This window comes from Pseudomonas sp. ITEM 17296, from assembly GCF_028895205.1.
In the GTDB taxonomy this organism is placed as follows: Bacteria; Pseudomonadota; Gammaproteobacteria; order Pseudomonadales; family Pseudomonadaceae; genus Aquipseudomonas; species Aquipseudomonas kermanshahensis.
Genome location: NZ_WJRS01000042.1, coordinates 19783 through 37508, shown reverse-complemented (window position 1 = coordinate 37508; position 17726 = coordinate 19783). Strand labels below are relative to the sequence as shown.

Genomic DNA, 17726 nt, shown 5'->3' with positions numbered 1-17726 from the left:
CAGCGCAACAGGGCCTGGATCTGCTCGTGCAGGGTATCCAGGTCGAACGGCTTGGCCAGGATCGGCGCCTTGCGCGTGATCGGGCTGCCCGATTCGAGAATCTCGGCCGGGTAGCCACTGATGAAAATCACCTTCAGCTCCGGCCGCAGTTTTACCGCGGGCTCGGCGATATCCACCCCAGAGATGCCCCCTGGCAATCGAAAATCGGTGACCATCAGGTCCAGGTGCGGCTTGCTCGCCAGGATCTTGAACGCCTGCTCACCGTCTTCGGCCACCAGCACGTGATACCCCTCGCCGGCCAGGTAGTCGCGCAAAATCATCCGAATCGCCGGCTCGTCCTCGACCACCAGCACCACATCTTGTGCATCTTCACTCATGATAACGCCTTGAAATTCTTACAGTTGGCCATCTGACCCCAGGCTTACGCAGAGGTTGCCCGCGCCTGGTCGTTTTGTTCTTTGAACGTTGCCAGCGGCAATTGCAACGTGAATGTGGCGCCCTCGCCTTCCTCGCTGTCCACCAGAATCCGCCCGCCGTGGGCCTGGACGATCTGCTCGGAGATGTACAGCCCCAACCCCAGCCCGCCGCTGGCCTGGTGTGCTGCGACCCGCTCGAACTGCTGGAAAATGCGCTGCTGGTTGACGGCGCTGATGCCAATGCCGTGATCCTGCACCTGCACCCAGGCCATGCCGTCCTCAGCGAACACCCGCACCTGCACCGGTTTTCGTTCACCGTAACGCAAGGCATTGGACAACAGGTTGGCCACCACTTGTTCAATCCGAAATTCGTCCCACTCACCCTGCAACGTTTCACAACGTTGCAGCGCGATATTGGTTTCCAGCGCGGTGGCCTGGGCGCTGAAGTTTTCCACCAGGCCGCGCACCAGTTGGCCGATATCGAACACCCTGGGCCGCAGCGACAACTTGCCGGTGCGGATGCGCGAGACGTCCAGCATGTCTTCAATCAGCCGGATCAGGCTGTTGATCTGCCGCTCGTCACGCTCGACCATGGCCTGCAGCTTGTCTGCGCTGAAGGCCTCCAGGTTGCCCCGTGCCAGGTGCATCTTGCGCAGCTGGGTTTCCAGAATCAGGCCATTGAGTGGCGTACGCACCTCGTGGGAGACGATCGACATGAAGTCGTCGCGCATGCGCACTGCATGCTCCAGCTCGCACCGCGCCAGTTCCAACTGGCCCAGCAGCACCTCCTGCTCCTGACGGCTACGCTCCAGGGCTTCCAGTTGCCGACCAAGCACCTTGCGCTGGCGGAACAGGTCGACGAACACCGAGACCTTGCTCTTCACTGCCAAGGTGTCGAGCGGCTTGTGCAAAAAGTCCACGGCCCCGCTTTCATAGCCCTTGAAGGCATAATTCATCTCGCGCCCCGCCGCACTGACGAACACGATGGGAATGTTCTTGGTCTTTTCCGTGCCGCGCATCAACTCGGCCAGCTCGAAACCATTCATGCCTGGCATTTGCACATCGAGGATGGCCAGGGCAAATTCGTGCTCCAGCAGCAGCGACAACGCCGCTTCCGCAGACTGGGCCTGGTGCACCTCGCGGTCTTCGCCCTGGATCAGGGCATCGAGCGCCAGCAGGTTTTCCGGCAGGTCGTCGACGATCAGCAGTTTGGCGATGGTGTGGCTTAGCATGCGCTTGTTTCCAGGGTCGCGAGCAATTGCCCGATACCACTCAGAGTAAGGATATGGTCGGGCTGGTGCAGGGCCAAGGCGGCTTCCGGCATCAGCGCGACCTGTGCGTCGCGGGGGTCCTGAACAATCGTGCGGCCCCCGTTGTTGTTGATGTAGGCCAGGCCCGCGGCGCCATCCTCATTGGCACCGGTCAGCAGCACGCCAAGCAGGCTGGCGCCGTAGGCATCGGACGCCGACATGAACAGGAAGTCGATGGCCGGGCGCGAGAAGTGCACCGGCGCTTCCTGGCTCAACGACAGCGTCAGGTCACGCTCCACCGAGAGGTGGTACCCCGGCCCAGCAACGTAGATCATCCCAGCGCTGATCCGTTCCTTGTCACTGGCCTCGCGCACGGGGCGCTGCAGCCGCCTTTGCAGCACTTCGGCCAGCTGGCTGTGTCGCCCGTCCGGCAAGTGCAGCACGCACAGCACCGGGATGGCGAAGGCCGACGGCAGCGCACCGAGCACTTGGAACAAGGCCGCCACCCCGCCAGCCGAGGCCCCCATCACCACTGCCCGTGCGCCGTTCATGTCTTACGGTAGATCCGTTCCGGCTTCACCAGCGGCTCGAAGCGCTGGCTGTAGGCCGAAAAGTCTACCGACTCCTTGCTGCCCAACACCAGGAAGCCCCGGTGGCAGAGGGATTCATGAAACAGGCCCAAGGCCCGGTCTTGCAGGTCTTTGTTGAAGTAGATCAGCACATTGCGGCACGACACCAGCTGAGTCTCGGAGAACACGCTGTCGGTGGCCAGGCTGTGGTCGGCGAAGGTCACGTTGTCGCGCAGGCTGCTGTCCATGATGGCGTTGCCATAGGCAGCGGTGTAGTACTCGGCAAAGTCACGGCGGCCACCGGCCAGGCGGTAGTTTTCTTCATACTCGCGCATGCTTTGCATCGAGTAGATACCCTGCTTGGCCCGGTCCAGCGAATGCGGGTTGATGTCGGTTGCATAAATGATGGTGCGCTCAAGCAGGCCTTCCTCACGCAGCAGGATGGCCATCGAGTACACCTCTTCACCGGTGCTGCAGCCCGCGACCCAGATCTTGATCGACGGCCAGGTCCGCAACAGCGGCACCACTTCATTGCGCAGGGCCAGGAAGTGGCTCGGGTCGCGGAACATCTCGCTGACCGGGATCGTCAGGAACTGCAGCAACTGCATGAACATGCCCGGGTCGTGCAGCACCCGCTCTTGCAACGCCGACACCGTCAGGCAGTCGAACTGGCGCAGGGCATGCAGGATCCGGCGCTTGATCGAAGCGCCGGAGTAGTTGCGGAAATCGTAGCTGTACTTGAGGTAGATCGCCTCGATCAGCAGCCGGATCTCGATGTCGGTGTTGCGCTCGCTAGTCAAATTCGCTCCAGTTGCGGCAGCCATACACGGATCAACGAGAACAGGCGGTCCAGGTCGATCGGTTTGGCCAGGTAATCATTGGCGCCAGCCTGCAGGCAACGCTGCTGGTCATCCTTCATCGCCTTGGCGGTCACGGCGATGATCGGCAGCTTGCGCCAGCGCGGTTGCTGGCGGATCAGCCGGGTAGCCTCGAAGCCGTCCATCTCCGGCATCATCACATCCATCAGCACCAGGTCGATGTCGTCATGCTGCTCCAGGCGCTCGATGGCTTCACGCCCGTTACGGCCGATCTCGACGATGGCGCCCTTGTGCTCCAGGGCACTGGTGAGGGCGAAGATATTACGCACATCGTCATCCACTAGCAGCACTTTGCGCCCCTCGAAGACCTTGTCGCGGCTGCGCGCGGTCTTGAGCATGCGCTGGCGCTCATGGGACAACTGCGATTCGACTTTGTGCAGGAACAGTGTCACTTCGTCGAGCAGGCGCTCCGGCGAACGGGCGCCCTTGATGATGATCGAGCGCGAATACTTGAGCAGGTCGGTTTCTTCTTCGCGGGTGAGGTTGCGCCCGGTGTAGACGATCACCGGCGGGAATGAGCGGATGTCCTCGGCAGTCATGCGCTTGAGCAGCTCGTTGCCGAGCATGTCGGGCAGCTTGAGGTCGATGATCATGCAGTCGTAGATGTTCTCGCGCAGCAGCGCCAAGGCGTCCTGGGCCATGGCCACGGCGGTGATCTCGACATCGTCATCGCCGATCAGGCGGGCGATGCTTTCGCGCTGCAGGTCGTCGTCCTCCACCAGCAGGATGTGCTTGAGCTTTTGGGTCAGCTTGGCTTCCAGGCGGGCGAACACTTCCTTGAGTTCTTCGCGGCTGGCCGGCTTGACCGCGTAGCCCACGGCGCCCATGTGCATGGCTGCTTCGACGCGATCCTCCACCGAAATGATGTGCACCGGGATGTGCCGCGTGCCGGCCAGCTCCTTGAGGCGCTGCAGCACGGTGAGGCCAGAATGATCGGGCAGGCGCATGTCCAGCAGGATGGCATCGGGGATGTACTGGGACGCCAGCGCAAAGCCCTCGTCGGCGCCATGCGCCACCAGGCAGCTGTAACCCAGCTCGTGGGCCAGGTCGAAGAGGATGCGGGCGAAGTTCGGCTCGTCCTCGATCACCAGGATGCAGCGGTTATTGAAGGGGGCCCGCTCGCGGTCATCGGCGAAGGTCGGTGCCGGCAGTTTCGGCGCCACGGCGTTGGACGCCTTGGGCGCTGGCGGCAGAGTGTCTACCGCAGGGCGCAGGCTCAGGGCCTCGACTTCCTCGCCCTCATGTTCGTAGCGTTCGGGCATGACCAGGCTGAACACGCTGCCCTGCCCCGGGTTGCTCTCAACGTTGATCTGCCCGCCCAGCAGGTGCGCCAGGTCACGCGAAATCGACAGGCCCAGGCCGGTGCCGCCATAACGCCGGTTGCTGCTGCCGTCGACCTGGTGGAAGGCGCCGAAGATCGCCTGCTGCTGGTCGGCGGCAATGCCGATACCAGAGTCACGGACGGCGAAGATGATGCCGGTACCCGCCTGGTGGCTGATGGTCATGCTGACCTGGCCGTGGTCGGTGAACTTGATGGCGTTGGACAGCAGGTTCTTGAGGATCTGCTCCAGCCGTTGACGGTCGGTGAACAGCGTCACTGGCACCTGCGGCTCGACCTTGACCTCGAAGGCCAGGCCTTTGTGCTCGGCCAGCGGCAGGAACATGCCGCGCAGGCCTTCGACCAGGCGCTCCAGCTGGGTGGTCTCAGGGCGCACTTCGAGCTTGCCGGCTTCGACCTTGGCGATGTCGAGAATGTCGTTGATCAGGTTCAGCAGGTCATTGCCCGCCGAGTAGATCGATTCGGCGAACTTGACCTGCTCGGCGCTAAGGTTGCCTTCGCCGTTCTCGGCCAGCAACTTGGCCAGGATCAACGAGCTGTTCAGCGGCGTGCGCAGCTCGTGGGACATGTTGGCGAGGAACTCAGACTTGTACTTGCTCGAACGCTGCAGGTCGTCGGCGCGGGCCTGCAACTCTTGCTGGGCCTGGCTGAGCTCATCGTTCTTGCGGTCCAGGGCGTCGGTGCGCTCGGACAGTTGTTCGTTGGTCTGTTCAAGCTCGGCCTGCTGGGTTTCCAGGTGGGCCTGGGATTCCTTGAGCACCCGTGATTGCTCTTCGAGTTCTTCGTTGGCGGTTTTCAGCTCTTCCTGCTGCACTTGCAGCTCTTCGTTCAACTGCTGGGTCTCGGCCAGCACTTCCTGCAGGCGCTGGCGATAACGCGCACTCTCGATGGACATGCCAAGGTTGCCGCCGACCCGCTCCATCAGCTCTTCATCGCGCGGCTGCAAGGGGCGCAGGAAGCCCAGCTCGATCACACCATTGATCTGCCCATCATCGGTGGCGGGCATCAGCAATGCACTGCGCGGCAAGCCATTGCCGAGGCCCGAGCTCAGGCGGTAGTAGTCTTCGGGCAGGTCGTCGAGGCACAACAGCCGGCCTTCGCGCACGGCCTGGGCCAACAGGCCATCGTGGTCGCCTTTGATCTGCTCACGGGCCTGCTCTTCGGCGCTCAGGCCATAGGTGGCCACGCGCACCAGGCGGCCATGTTCGTCGCGCGCATACACCGCGCCAACCACGCTGCCCAAGTACGTAGCAAAGAAGCGCAGGATATTGTCGCCCAGCATGGGCAGGGTCAGCTGCCCGAGCACCTGCTGGGCCAACTGGGTCTGGCCATTACGCAACCAGGCCTGGTGCTCCAGGCGCTCGGCCGCACGCTGCTGGGCCTGCAGGTTTTCGTCATAGCTGCTCGACAGCGCCAGCAGGTCCCGGCGCCCGAGGTAGGCCAGCAAGGCGCTGAGGCCGACGATGAACAGTACGAAGGCCGAGATCGCGGTCACGGTGACCGAACTGACCTTCTCGTTACGGGCCATGCGCAGTTGCTGCTCAGTGTCGATCAGGCCTTCGAATTCCTTGCGGATTTCATCGGTGATGCGCTTGCCGCGCCCATTGCCGATCGATGCCTGGTAATTGCCCTCGCTGCGGCGCAGGGTAATCATCTCGCTGCCGAAGTCATTCCAGGCCTTTTGCAGGGCCAACAGCCGATCGATACGGTCAACCTGCTGCGGGTTGTCCTCGACCATGCCGCGCAAGCTCTGCAGGCTGCCGAGAATTTTCGGCTTGGCCACCTCGTAGGGGTCGAGAAAGCGTTCGTCGCCGGTGATCAGGAAGCCGCGCATGCCGGTTTCCATGTCGATCGACAGCTTGACCGTTTCGTTGGCATTGCCGATCACCCGGTCCGTATGCTCGACCCACTGCATGGCCGAGAGCAGGTAGTTGATCACCGCGACGAACGCCACTGCGCCCAGCAGGCCGACCCCAAGGGGCAGGCCGATGTTGCGACTCAGCAGCTTGCGAAAGCTTTGCTGGTCAATCGAGGCTACTTGAATCATCTGAAAACGCCCGAGCGAAAAGAATCCATGAAAAAGTGTGGCACCAAGACCGTTATAATTGTCTGCCGCCGCGCTCACCGGTAATAGCGAGTCTAACCAGCTTTGCTGGCTCTGGCAGGGCATTTAGCCAGCATTTGAAGGTTGCAGGCGCGAATCGTTCCATCTGATTGCAGGGATCGGTATCCTCGGGAACTTCTGCCGTCGACCGGCGTACAGAATAAAGACATTCATTTTCACAGGATCCAAACCATGCATCTTCTGGTAGTCGAAGACGACGACATCGTACGCATGCTGATGGTCGAAGTGCTCGACGAGTTGGGCTACACGGTCATCGAAGCGGAAGACGCCGCCGCAGCACTGCGGGTGCTCGAAGACCCTGCGCAGACTTTGGCGCTGATGATGACAGACGTGGGCCTGCCGGACATGCGCGGCGAAGTGCTGGCGCAACGCGCACGCGAACTTCGTCCACTGCTGCCGGTGTTGTTTGCCAGCGGTTATGCCGAGAACGTAAACGTACCGGAAGGCATGCACCTGATTGGCAAGCCGTTCAGCATCGAGCAATTGCGCAACAAGGTGGTGGACATACTGGGTACGGTCTGATGCCCACGTGGCGGCTTTCGCGGGCAAGCCCGCTCCCACCCGAACTGTGTAGCCTGAAAGGCTAGCGCCGCACCTGTGGGAGCTGGCTTGCCAGCGATAAGGCCGGCGCAAGCACCACCAGACAGTTGCTCCCACAGGTCTTTAACGACTGTGGGGCTGCAGCCAGCTACAGCTCGCGGCGTAACAGATACGTGTCCATGATCCACCCCTTGCGCGTCCTCGCCTCCTCTCGCACTTGCAGAATCTGCGCCTTCACCGCTTGCAATGGCCCGGCAATCAGCACCTCATCTGCGGTGCCCAGGTAAGCCCCCCAGTAAATCATCAAACCCGGGTCATCCAACGAGGCAAACGCGCACTGCCCGTCGAGCATCACCACTATGTTGTCGATGCGCTGCTGTTCGGCAAGGCGACGCCCAGGCAGTACAGTCAGCGGCTCACCGATGCGATTGAGCGGTACTTGGTGGCGGGCCGCCAGGGCCTGGACGCTGCTGATGCCAGGGATAATCTCCACCTGTACGCGCACACCGAGCTCCCGAACCCTTTCAAGAATTCTCAACGTACTGTCATACAGGCTCGGGTCGCCCCAGAGAAGAAAGGCGCCAACATCATCGGGGCCCAGCGCCTCGCTCAATAGGCGTGAATACAGACTCGCCCGACGGACGTGCCAGTCCTGTACGGCGGCGACATAGTCCATAGCATCTGCATCACGAAAGGGATCTTCGACTTGCACCCACCGGTAACTGCCGGGCTGCACGTAGTGGTCGACCAAGGCCTTGCGGGCTCGAGCCAACGCGTGCCGCTCCCCGCCCTTATCAAGCACGAAGAAAACCGTTGCTCGCCTGAGCGCTTCGACCGCTTCAAGGGTAATTTGGCGCGGGTCACCGGCGCCGATTCCTACTAATAAAATCGTATTCATCGTCTTGACCTGTTTCTTGTTGAATATTCGACCGCCAATCACCCTACCCATCATTAGAATTTCTAATCTGTCAACCCTTACAACTCCTAGTTATAAAGGGCTCAGGCTTTTATCAGACTGCGCACTCACCATTCGCCTACCTTCCGCGAAGAGATTAAAATATGCTCAGTCTAAAAAAACGCCGAGTCCCCCTCGCTCGTGTATTTCTAAGCACCCTATTGTTGTCAGGGTATCTTAATAATTGTGCGCTTGCAGAAGTCGACACCGTAACGCAACGCTTCGTTTTCCAATCAGACACTCAATACCCACGCTCGCCCAGCGGTGCTGACTACCCGGGGGAGTCGTTACCCCTTCTGGATGCGCAGAATGCTGCCATCACGGCCTATCGAGACGCCTATGGGGGTGGCATACCGATCATACTCAACGGCGACGTGACTGAGTTTGGCCACCGGTACCAGTGGAACATCATGAAGGGTCGGATGCTGCCTGGCACTTATTATGGACTGGGCAATCATGACTATGAAAATAACGTCGACAGTTGCGGCCTCAATGAATGCGCCATGCTCTCCGTCGTCACCCACTTGACCGAAGATATAAAGCGCTGGAATGTGGACGCTTTTGACCAGTACCAAGAAGGCGATGACAGTCCTACCTGGCAAAAATATCACGGCAGCATGGCCTACAGAAAAACGTTCGGAGATTTCGCGTTCATTCAACTACACAACCATTTTGCGTATAGAAAAAGCTTTAGCGGCTGGTTTAACTATGAGGATAAAACCGTTCACATCAAACCCTCTCTCGATTGGTTGGAGAGCCAGCTAAAAATTGCTGACGAAGCCGGCAAGTTGATTATTATCAACATGCATCGACACCCCGAAGACAACGACTGGGGAAGCGCAGCAGAGCGAGCGCGGTTCCAGGAAATGGTGAACAAATACAAGGTGCTGGCCATCTTCATGGGCCATACACACGAGCTTGCCTTGCGAGGCAAGATTGGTGATGTGCCTGTTTTGGACTCTGGGTCCCCTATTTATAAAACCTTTTTGGTCGGTGAAGCTGACCCTCAAGCCAATGCGTTCACGGTTAAGCAGGCAAAGGATAATACCCTGCTGCCATCCCCCCTTTTGACAATCCCTATTAGATTCTACGTACCAGAGCCGGCCATTTTACCCTGGCCCGAATCGCTAGACTTCACATTACCGTTACTTCATGTACGGGACCGCGACATCTCCCATTTCGAAGTTTCGATTGATGGACAGCCGTACGTGCGCTCCGACAACAGAAAAAAGGTAACCATTGAGAACCTGACGCCCTACACACGCTACAACTACAACATTCGAGTGTATGACAGTGGCAGTGCTACCCCCGTCAAGACGTACGACGGCACAGCAGCTACCTTGAATGCGCTTTTGTCGCCGAAAGACCTATGTTATGTGAGCCTAGGGGAACCCGGCGCCCCCAACAATAGCCTCCACGTCAAATGGAGCCCGCCCTACCCTAACTATGCGCCGGGCAACTACTGGTTCCGTGTCACGCTTTGGACGCTTCAAGGCAATTACATCCGTGAGCTTAGAGGCGCAGCTCAAGGAAGTCGCTCTCGTGAAATTCAATTTCTGGAGCCAGACGACGTCATGAACACGCGTATTCATGTACGTTATCAATCCGCCGGACTTGTGGATGGGCGGGATGCCACCTTTGATCTGAAAGATTTGTTTCACGGCTGTGGCACCTGAGCGAACCTACAGCTCTGTGCGCTAACGGCGCAAGGACAACCATCAGCCCTGCGGGGTGAGCCCAGGTCATACAGTCCTGGGCTCACGTATATCACCACACAGAAAAACTGTAACTTACAATGACGCGAGTCTCATCCATATCACGCGCCCACTTCTCATAGTTGCTGCGGTAGGTGGAATTACGTAGGCGCACACTGACGTCTTTGAACGTGCCACTTTGCACCTGGTACTTGAACTCGGTGTCGCGTTCCCATTCCTTGCCTTCGGCGTTGCTACCCGGGACCTTGATGTGGTCGCCATTGATGTAACGGGTGAAGAAGGTCAGGCCAGGCACACCCAGTGCCTTGAAGTCATAGTCGTAGCGCAACTGCCAGGAACGCTCCTGGGCGGCGGCAAAGTCGTTGACCTGGGCGTAGTTGACCAGGTACGGGTTGCTGCCATCCAGGTAAGGCATGGCGCTTTCACCGTACATGCGCTGCCAGCCGGCGCTGACCTTATGGCCGCCCAGGCTGTAGCCGAGCATGCCACTGAAGGCGCGGTGGTCGATGTCACCGGCGCGGGCATTGCCGATGTCGTCGCTCTTGATCACGCGCAAGTCGGCCGACAGGCTACCTACCGCCAACGGTTGGCTGGCCACCAGACCAAGGAAGTGCTGGCGATAGATGTTTTCAAGCTTGGCCACTTGATACTGAGCGCTCACGCGGTCATTGAAACGGTAATCGAGGCCTGCCAGGTCGAAGTGGTCGGCTTCGATGTCGCAGGCATAGCGCTTGTTCTTGCAGTGCACGCGAATGTCCTGGCGATCGGTGGAATCACGCGCGGTGTACTTGTCCAGGCGGGCCAGGGTGAACTTCAGGTCACGCACTTCTTCGGAGGTGAGCATCGCGCCATGGAACATCGTCGGCAACAAACGCCCATCGTTGTACTTGAGCAACGGTACATCCGGCATCATCGAGCCGTATTTGAGCACGGTGCTCGACACCTTGACCTTGGCCGCCAAGCCCATCTTCGCGTATTGATCGGCCGAGTGCCGTGGATCATGGCCAGACGACGGCAACAGGCCGCTGTTACTGTCCGCGGGGCTGGAATCGAGTTTGAAGCCGACCATGCCCAGCGCATCCACGCCAAACCCTACCGGCCCTTGGGTATAACCCGACTGAACATTGAGAATAAAGCCTTGCGCCCACTCTTCGCGCTTGGACGCGCCCTGGCTGGAACTGCTATGGCCGTCACGGAAATCCCGGTTGAAGTAGACATTGCGCGCTTCGACCTTGGCGCTGCTGTCTTCAAGAAAACCGGCGGCCTGGGCATTGACGCCGGCACACAAAAGGAACAGGCCGGCAACACGGCGCCCAGGGGCGTGAGGGAGGGGGGCAAACATGCGAGGAAATATCCAGAAAGAAAGGCGAAAAACAACCTGCAGCAAACACCTGCTGCGGTACTGCGACACGCTCGAACAATGGCCGAGCATCATCTGAAATGATCGCTCAAAGGCTCTATTCCGGGCTATTGGACCTTGGTCTAGAGCCATTCGACAGCCCCGTCGAAGTCGTCACAAACTGGCGCATGAAAAACCCGTAAAGTTCCGTGCTTACTTATAAAAAGTTTGCAGTTTACCCAGTAGCGATGAATGACTACACTCGATATCAGCGAACAGCGGAACCCACCCCCGTGGCCGGCGTTTTGTTCTTCTTCAATGTTCGTCACGCCCTGCCACGAAAGACGTACAGGAGTGATTACAGTGTCCAGACTTGCAGAGTTTCGTGCTGCCGAAAAAGCGCTTCAGGAACAAATGGCTCAACTGGAAGCGCTGAAAAAGGATGCCGGCCTCAAACGCGAAATCGAATTCGAGCAGAAACTAGTCGGCCTGATGAAAAGCTATGACAAGGGTCTGCGCGATATCATCGCCATCCTCGACCCCAAGGCTGCCACCCGCCCTGCTGCCGCAGCCCCCAAACAACAGCGCCGCCCACGCGTGGTCAAGGTCTATGAAAACCCACACACGGGCGAGTTGATCGAGACCAAAGGCGGCAACCACCGCGGGCTGAAAGCCTGGAAAGAAGAGTACGGCGCTGCCACCGTCGAAAGCTGGGTACGCTGATGAAACGTCCACATGGACTTCACACTTTTTTCACAAGCGCTGGCTCAGTATCGAGACAGCTAAAGGACTAGCGACCCCACGCGCCCGCACATGCGGGCCTCTAATTCAAGCGCCCTGCCTCGTGCAGGGCGCTTTCATTTGCGCAATCGCTTCACTGCCGTATCATGGCCAGCCTGTCTGTTTTGCCGGTGCCGCGCACCGGCCCCGTCTCAGGAGTTCCCATGAGCCTGCACGATCTGCAAACCCTGCCTGGCGTCACCGCGCAGCCGGATGCCGCCACCTCCAAGTTCGTCTTCAACCACACCATGCTGCGGGTCAAGGACATCGAGAAGTCGCTGGACTTCTACACCCGCGTCCTGGGCTTCCGCCTGGTGGACAAGCGCGACTTCCCGGAAGCCGCCTTCAGCCTGTACTTCCTGGCACTGGTCGACCCCGCGCAGATCCCTGCCGATGACGCCGCGCGCCACCAGTGGATGAAGTCGATCCCAGGCGTTCTGGAGCTGACCCACAACCACGGCACCGAAAACGACGCCGATTTTGCCTACCACAACGGCAACACCGACCCACGCGGGTTCGGCCATATCTGCATTTCGGTGCCGGACGTGCGTGAGGCCTGCGCGCGCTTCGAAGCCCTCGACGTGCCCTTCCAGAAACGCCTGGCAGATGGCCGCATGAACCACCTGGCCTTCGTAAAGGACCCGGACGGTTACTGGGTCGAAGTGATCCAGCCGACCGAACTCAAAGGCTGAGGCACAACGCTATTCGCTCGTCGGGCCGGGAACTCCCGGCCCCTTGCTGTGGTATATGAAGGTAACCGCTTCATAAGCACAGCGAGGTAAGGACGATGCAATCTCTTCACTGTGAGCACCGCAAGTACACCATCACCGCCAGTGTGATGCCCCACCCCGACTCCCCCCTGCCCTATGCCGCCGGCTGCCTGATCACCGACCCTGAAGGGCACACCAGCAAGCGCATCTCGATGCCGATGAAGTTCTTCTCAGACCTTGAGAATGCCCAGCATGTGTCGCTGGCCCATGGCCGAGCGCTGGTGGATGAACAGCTGGACAAGGGGCACAAAGCTTTCTGATTGACGCAACATAGCGCGCCCTCCTGTAGGAGCAGCCTTGTGCTGCGAAGAGGCCGGTGCAGCGATCAGAGATTGATGATCCTTCTACCGGCCTCTTCGCAGCACAAGGCTGCTCCTACAGAGGGTCGCGCGCGTATGCGACGGCTGCTTCTACTTGCTCACGCGTAGGGCGCACGCCGGTATACAGCACGAACTGCTCCAGCGCCTGCAACGCAATCACCTCCAAGCCCGTGATCACTGGCTTGCCCAATGCCTTGGCCCGGCGAATCAACGGCGTCTGCGCCGGCATGGCCACCACATCGAACACCCGCTCGGCTGCCACAATGGCCTGCTCGCTGAAGGCCAGCGCGTTGGCCTCCTGCCCGCCGGCCATACCGATCGGCGTCACGTTTATCAGCATCGGCGGGCACAGGTCTCCGAGCTCGGCCACCCAGCGATAACCACAAACATCCGCCAGTTGCCGCCCCGCCTGTTCATTGCGCGCGACGATCGTGCCCTGGGTAAAGCCCGCGTCACGTAAGGCACTCGCCACCGCCTTGGCCATGCCACCACTGCCGCGCAGAGCAAACGCAGTCGCCGGGTCGACCTCGTGTTGCGCCAGCAACTGCCGCACCGCCAGGTAATCGGTGTTGTAGGCCTTCAGATGGCCACCGGTATTGACCAGGGTATTGACCGACTCGATTGCCGCAGCGGACGGGTCCACCTCGTCAACCAAGGCCATGCAGGCTTCCTTGTAAGGCATCGACACCCCGCACCCGCGAATGCCCAAGGCACGAATGCCTGCGACCGCCGCGGGCAAGTCGTCAGTGCTCATGGCCTTGTAGTAGAAGTCGAGCCCCAACTGTTGGTAGAGGTGGTTGTGAAAACGCACGCCGAAGGTGCCAGGCCGCCCGGCCAAGGAGATGCACAGCACCGTGTCTCTGCTGGGAGTTGTCGACATAACCTGCTCCATTTTCAGAACTGAATCGTTTGTTCAGCGTATCAGACGCAGCCGCTTGTCGTCCCTTACACAACCTTTACCGTTTCCCTGTGCTCAGCTGACAGAGGCAGAGTCATAGTATTAGGGCCCCATCTGTGGGGTTGCCCTGCGAGGACGCTTTATGAACCGTCACATTCCCGTAATCGCCCTGCTGGTCGGTGCCCTGGCCATCAGCGGACAAGCTGCTGCCCATGGTGGCCATGGTGGTGGCGGTGGTTGGTATGGACCCGGCCCGCTGTTCGGCGCGGCGGTGGTCGGTGCCGTGGTGGGGGCAACGGTTTATGGCGGGCGTGATCGCACCGTGTATGTGGAGCGCCAGCCAGTCTATTACGCACCGCAGCCGGTCTACGTACAGCCGCCGCCGCAGCCGGTGTACTACCAGCCCTACTATGCACCGGCCCCGCCGCCACCGGGCTATCGCCCTTATTACGGCCCGCCCCCGGTGTACTACGGGCCACCCCGTTGGTGATCGTTGATAAAACCAATGATCACTATCAACTCAGTTAATTTCAAACCGCTGCGGCCGCTGCGTAAGGTAGGGCCATGTTTTACAGGAGGTCCACATGGCCACTATCCAGATCATGTCCGTCGTCGGCAGCGCCGTCCCCCCTTCACTGCGCCAGCAGGGCCTGCTGGCCTGCTGGTACCTGGTGCGTAACGGTGAACCCGTGAGCGGCCCCTTGGCGACCCGCGCCTCGGCTCAAGCCCTGGCCGACCAGTTGCAGCCAGATACCCTGGTCGCTTGACAGTATTTGTTGTGCGTTGCTCCCTCCCTTATGGCCCGCCGCTTGGCGGGCCTTTTTTTGCCCGTGTGATCCGACGAGTGGAGGCGGCAGAACCGATCCAGCATGAAGCTTTTTTCATTTCGCCGGGTCGCTTCAACGAGCAATCGACAGCACTTCGACCATACTCCACAATGCAGCGGTTTTTTGGGGGAAAACCCTTGCACAGCCAACGACATACCAACTTTTAGTGAGCCTCAACGTGAAAACATCCCTGTCCATCCTCAGCCTGCTGCTGTTGCTCACAGGTACCGCGACCCTCCCGTCGACTGCTGCTGCACAACCCCCGGCCCAGGTGCAACGTGACCCGGCCAAATTGCACTTGGCTTCGGGCAGCGCATTGCTGATCGACCTGAACACCAATCAGGAGCTGTATGCCAGCCATGCCGACCGCGTGGTGCCCATTGCCTCGGTGACTAAACTGATGACGGCGATGGTGGTGCTGGACGCCAAGCTGCCCATGGATGAAATGCTCACCATGACCATCGCCAACAACCCGGAGATGAAGGGTGTGTATTCGCGGGTGCGCCTGGGCAGCCAGCTGAACCGCCGCGAGACCTTGCTGATTACCCTGATGTCGTCGGAAAACCGTGCGGCCAACAGCCTGGCCAACCACTACCCCGGCGGCTACCCGGCGTTCATCAAGGCCATGAACGCCAAGGCCCGCAGCCTGGGCATGGCGCACACCCGCTATGTCGAGCCGACTGGCCTGTCGACGCAGAACGTGTCCAGCGCCCGCGACCTGTCCAAGCTGTTGATGGCGTCGCGCAAGTACCCGATGCTGAGCGAACTGTCGACCACCCGCGAGAAGACCGTGGCCTTCCGCGCGCCCAACTACACCTTGGGCTTCCGTAACACCGACCACCTGGTGAACAAGAGCAACTGGGACATCAAGCTGACCAAGACCGGCTTCACCAACGAGGCTGGCCACTGCCTGGTGTTGTTGACCCGCATGGACAACCGCCCGGTGGCCATGGTGATCCTCGATGCCTTCGGCAAGTACACCCACTTTGCCGATGCCAGCCGCATGCGCCAGTGGCTGGAAACCGGTGCAGCCAAGCCTGCGCCAGCAGTGGCCATGCAGTACAAGGCTGACCGGGTGAAGGGGCGCTTGGCGGCCGAGTAAGCCAGGCGCGTTGCTATTGGCGTACGACCTGGGGGCTAGCTCGCTTGCACGATGATCTGGCTCTGCAGGTCCTTGACCATCGCCTCGAGCGTCGGCTTCATGGCGGCAAAATCCTCGGGTGAACACACCACGTTCGGGCGGCTGAACTTGAAGTGCCGCTCGATCACCACCGCATTCCCCTCCTGAGCGTACCGCGCGCTGTATTGCACATTGGCGTCTTGCAGACGCACCTGTTTGGGGATTGCCAGCACGCTGACCTCCGGTGGGAATTCGAAGCGCGATGTTTCCACGGTGTCGTTGGAAATGCACACGAAGTGCTGGCTGCGTTCCTTTTCCATGGCGAAGCTGTAGACGTTCTGCGAGATGCCCCCTGCCAGGCTGCTCAAGGCCACCACCCCCACCGGCCCGGGCAAGTTGACGAGGTTTTCCGTGCGCCCATCGACGGTGCTGACAAACTCGCCACTGGCGCTCGGCGGGCGTACCTCGAACGTGCCGCTGCCGCGCTGCCCATAGGCGCCGAGTACTTTTTCGACGAGCAGTTCACGGTCGGCCGGCTTCATCGATTTAACCCCGTAGCGGCTGACCTCGCTGGCCCAGCCTTGCACGGTGGCAACGTTGGTGAAATCCGCCGCTCCCTTGCCGTTGACCTTGAACTTCAGGTCGCTGGATACCTTGTTGAGCTGTATGGCCGGGGTACGCCCGAACTCGCCTGTGGCAGTCAGCAGCACGCGCTTGTTCAAGGTACCCAGCGGCAGGTAGCCTGCGGCAATCGAAGGGTCGGTGGAGTCCAAATACAGGTCCAGGCTCGGCACGTAGGTGATCACGTGGTTCAACACCCCCAGCGCAGGGACCTTGGGGAACACATAAGCATTGCCCAGGTTGATCAAGGCCGGTGTGCTTTTGATACCCGCCGCCGCCAGCAGCGCTTCAAGCAATGCCACATGGTCCTTGCAATCACCGTAGCGGTTGTCCAGCACGGTCTGCGCGGCATGTGGCACCACCCCACCGGCACCGACATACACGGCGACATAGCGAATGTTCTCACGTACCCAGTCGCTGAGCGTCAGCGCCTTTTCGCGTGCGGTAGGCAAATGGGCCGTCAGGCGGTGCGCCAACGCGGTGATCGGTGCCGTGACCTCGACCTTGGCCCGTGCCTGGTAGGCCTCTGCGAACTGTTTGAAATCGGTGAAGGTCGAGACGGCCAGATAGTGCCCATAGTCTAGGTAGGACACCGCACTGGCTTCGATCCGCGCCCGGTCCGCCGGTACGTAATCCCAGCGGTAGACCTTGCGCCCGGGTGCAGCCGCTGGCATCGACGCCTTGAAGCTGCGCGCGTCCGCTTGCAGGGGCATGTCCTCGGGCATGTCGTAGGTCAGAGTGAACTCCCCGACCGGGTGGAATTCCGGTACGGTGATGTCTTCGAACTGCCCCGGGAACAGCGGCGTGACGCGGTTGCGCTGGTAATGCAGGACCAAGCGATCCCCCACCGCGACCTCAGGGAAGATGATCACCTTGTTGACGCTGTCCTGAAACATCGGCGCCTGCACAGACGCCTGCTCTTGCTGTTCCTTGATGTGCGCGGCATCCACCCGCACTTTGCGCCCATCGGGCTTTTGCGTGTAGGCCTCGATCACTTCCAAGGTTTCCAGCGAGCGGTTGAAGCTCACCGGCTGCTGGGCGCGGGCCTTGATAGCGCGTTCGTCATTGATCAGCAAGACGCTGTCGACGTCCAGGCGGTGGCTGCCATCCTTCTGCACGACAAAGGTCTGCTCGACCTTTTCCAAGGTCACGGAGCGGTCAGTGCCATCGGTGAAGGCCTGCGCCGAGCCACACCAGCTCATTGCAAGCGGCAGCAGCACAGCGACAAGGTAAGACTGTTTCAGCATGGAGATCCTTCTCAATC

At 60.2% G+C, this 17726-nt stretch carries 17 protein-coding genes; 8 read left to right on the top strand and 9 right to left on the bottom strand.

Going from position 1 to position 17726, the window contains the following annotated elements:
• The 5 genes from GIB19_RS26875 to GIB19_RS26855 form a co-directional block, all read right to left on the bottom strand.
• Positions 1–377, bottom strand: a 377-nt coding sequence (locus GIB19_RS26875; RefSeq protein ID WP_099429781.1) for a response regulator, incomplete at its 3' end; no start/stop codon positions are given.
• Positions 378–421: 44 nt separating this feature from the next.
• On the bottom strand, positions 422–1648 hold the full coding sequence (locus tag GIB19_RS26870) for a hybrid sensor histidine kinase/response regulator (protein WP_274888684.1): 1227 nt from the start codon (positions 1646–1648) through the stop codon (positions 422–424).
• Positions 1642–2217 (bottom strand): chemotaxis protein CheB, encoded by a 576-nt coding sequence (locus GIB19_RS26865; protein WP_099429783.1) that lies wholly within the window; start codon positions 2215–2217, stop codon positions 1642–1644. Before GIB19_RS26865 ends, GIB19_RS26870 begins: the two co-directional genes overlap by 7 nt.
• The gene (locus GIB19_RS26860) at positions 2214–3035 is read right to left on the bottom strand and encodes a CheR family methyltransferase (protein WP_027593720.1); all 822 of its coding nucleotides are present in this window, start codon (positions 3033–3035) and stop codon (positions 2214–2216) included. The genes GIB19_RS26865 and GIB19_RS26860 overlap by 4 nt, the downstream gene beginning before the upstream one ends.
• Positions 3032–6499 (bottom strand): response regulator, encoded by a 3468-nt coding sequence (locus GIB19_RS26855; RefSeq protein WP_085273318.1) that lies wholly within the window; start codon positions 6497–6499, stop codon positions 3032–3034. Before GIB19_RS26855 ends, GIB19_RS26860 begins: the two co-directional genes overlap by 4 nt.
• Positions 6500–6748: 249 nt before the next feature.
• Here GIB19_RS26855 and GIB19_RS26850 point away from each other — a divergent pair, with 249 nt between their 5' ends.
• Positions 6749–7099, top strand: a complete 351-nt coding sequence (locus GIB19_RS26850) for a response regulator (protein ID WP_274888683.1) — start codon at positions 6749–6751, stop codon at positions 7097–7099.
• Positions 7100–7265: 166 nt separating this feature from the next.
• Here GIB19_RS26850 and cobF read toward each other — a convergent pair whose 3' ends face one another.
• The gene (gene cobF / locus GIB19_RS26845; protein WP_274888682.1) at positions 7266–8015 is read right to left on the bottom strand and encodes a precorrin-6A synthase (deacetylating); all 750 of its coding nucleotides are present in this window, start codon (positions 8013–8015) and stop codon (positions 7266–7268) included.
• A 161-nt stretch (positions 8016–8176) separates the two neighbouring features.
• Here cobF and GIB19_RS26840 point away from each other — a divergent pair, with 161 nt between their 5' ends.
• The gene (locus tag GIB19_RS26840) at positions 8177–9748 is read left to right on the top strand and encodes a metallophosphoesterase family protein (RefSeq protein ID WP_274888681.1); all 1572 of its coding nucleotides are present in this window, start codon (positions 8177–8179) and stop codon (positions 9746–9748) included.
• A 91-nt stretch (positions 9749–9839) separates the two neighbouring features.
• Here GIB19_RS26840 and GIB19_RS26835 read toward each other — a convergent pair whose 3' ends face one another.
• Entirely contained in the window at positions 9840–11129 is a 1290-nt protein-coding gene (locus GIB19_RS26835; RefSeq protein ID WP_099429787.1) for an OprD family porin, read from the bottom strand.
• A 360-nt stretch (positions 11130–11489) separates the two neighbouring features.
• Between GIB19_RS26835 and GIB19_RS26830 the strand changes: the two genes are divergently transcribed.
• The 3 genes from GIB19_RS26830 (at position 11490) to GIB19_RS26820 (ending at position 12936) form a co-directional block, all read left to right on the top strand.
• The gene (locus GIB19_RS26830; RefSeq protein WP_238212287.1) at positions 11490–11849 is read left to right on the top strand and encodes a histone-like nucleoid-structuring protein, MvaT/MvaU family; all 360 of its coding nucleotides are present in this window, start codon (positions 11490–11492) and stop codon (positions 11847–11849) included.
• 221 nt (positions 11850–12070) lie between these two features.
• A complete protein-coding gene (gloA, locus tag GIB19_RS26825; RefSeq protein WP_258703945.1) occupies positions 12071–12598 on the top strand; it encodes a lactoylglutathione lyase in 528 nt (175 codons plus the stop codon).
• Positions 12599–12693: 95 nt separating this feature from the next.
• Positions 12694–12936 carry a hypothetical protein gene (locus GIB19_RS26820; RefSeq protein WP_099429788.1) on the top strand — a complete coding sequence of 81 codons (243 nt, stop codon included), beginning with the start codon at positions 12694–12696 and terminating at the stop codon, positions 12934–12936.
• 115 nt (positions 12937–13051) lie between these two features.
• On the opposite strand, the gene GIB19_RS26815 is transcribed toward GIB19_RS26820, so the two are convergent.
• Complete coding sequence (locus GIB19_RS26815) at positions 13052–13876, bottom strand: shikimate 5-dehydrogenase (protein ID WP_274888679.1); 825 nt, start codon at positions 13874–13876, stop codon at positions 13052–13054.
• Positions 13877–14036: 160 nt separating this feature from the next.
• Here GIB19_RS26815 and GIB19_RS26810 point away from each other — a divergent pair, with 160 nt between their 5' ends.
• From GIB19_RS26810 to pbpG, 3 genes are all read left to right on the top strand, one after another.
• A complete protein-coding gene (locus GIB19_RS26810; protein ID WP_099429790.1) occupies positions 14037–14384 on the top strand; it encodes a hypothetical protein in 348 nt (115 codons plus the stop codon).
• Positions 14385–14478: 94 nt separating this feature from the next.
• On the top strand, positions 14479–14661 hold the full coding sequence (locus GIB19_RS26805; RefSeq protein ID WP_027593730.1) for a hypothetical protein: 183 nt from the start codon (positions 14479–14481) through the stop codon (positions 14659–14661).
• 238 nt (positions 14662–14899) lie between these two features.
• Positions 14900–15823: a D-alanyl-D-alanine endopeptidase gene (gene pbpG / locus GIB19_RS26800; protein ID WP_027593731.1), complete on the top strand. Its 924-nt coding sequence runs from the start codon at positions 14900–14902 to the stop codon at positions 15821–15823.
• Between the two features lie 35 nt (positions 15824–15858).
• Here pbpG and GIB19_RS26795 read toward each other — a convergent pair whose 3' ends face one another.
• On the bottom strand, positions 15859–17709 hold the full coding sequence (locus tag GIB19_RS26795) for a DUF3857 domain-containing transglutaminase family protein (RefSeq protein WP_274888678.1): 1851 nt from the start codon (positions 17707–17709) through the stop codon (positions 15859–15861).
• Positions 17710–17726 lie beyond the last annotated feature (17 nt).